Annotated in this window: 1 pseudogene; it reads left to right on the forward strand. The window is 79.6% G+C overall.

Going from position 1 to position 641, the window contains the following annotated elements:
• Positions 1 to 307: 307 nt before the first annotated feature.
• Positions 308 to 641: pseudogene (locus tag ACWJ6R_RS37650) on the forward strand (hypothetical protein); the annotation flags it as partial.

Here is a 641-nt window from a genome sequence, read left to right on the forward strand (position 1 = left end):
CTCGGCGGGCGGCTGCGGCTCGCGGCCGCCCTGCTCCCGGCGGCCGTCGGCGGTTTCCAGGCCATGCTGGTCTCCGCCCTGGCCGTCCTCGCCACCGCCGTGGCGCTGCCCTGCGGGGCAGGATCCCCGGGCTCCCCGGGCCATACAGACTCCCCGGGTGCTTCGGGTCACACCCACACAGATTCCCCGGGCTCGGGCCGTACGGGCTCCTCGGGCTCGGGCCACGCGGTCTCTCCGGGCTCGGGCCGTACGGCCGGCGCGGCGGCGCGGGCCCGCAGGGCGGGGGGAGGCGGCGCTCGTCCTGGGCGTGCTGAGCCTGCCGTGGCTGGTGCCCGCACTGCTCAGCGGCGCCACGACCGACCCCGCCGGGGTGGACGCGTTCGCGGCCCGCGCGGACGGCCCGTTCGGAGTGGTCGGCAGCCTGCTCGGACTGGGCGGGATCTGGAACGCGCACGCGGCGGTTCCCGGCCAGGAGTCCTGGTGGTCGGCGGGCGTGCGGCTGCTGCTGGCCGGGGTCGCCGTCTGGGGCTTCGTACGGCTCCGCGGCGACGGGCCGCCGGGCGCTGCCGCCGGAGCGTCCGCCTCCGAGTCGCCGGGTCGCGGGACCGGAGCGTCCGCCTTCGGGGCCGCCGAGGCGCGGG

It is taken from the genome of Planomonospora algeriensis (genome assembly GCF_977012225.1).